Consider the following 256-nt stretch of genomic DNA (forward strand, 5'->3'; position numbering starts at 1 on the left):
CGATAATCCACCGCTTTTTTCACCCAATAGAATTGACCCTTTTTTTAAAATGTTGAAGGTAAATAAAGATCGTTTAAAAGGCAGTCACATGATAGAAGGTTCATGTTATAATAGACATCGTCTGTATATGTGAAATTGAAAATTAATAGATGGGAGAGAGATCAATGGAAGCCCTAGGCAATAAAGAGAGATTCCAACTCTTGCTCCAGCAGCTGCAATTAACCGATGATTCAATAGTGCAGCATTTTCAGCATGC

It is taken from the genome of Bacillus sp. JJ1503, from assembly GCF_036965125.1.
Lineage (GTDB): Bacteria > Bacillota > Bacilli > Bacillales > Cytobacillaceae > Cytobacillus.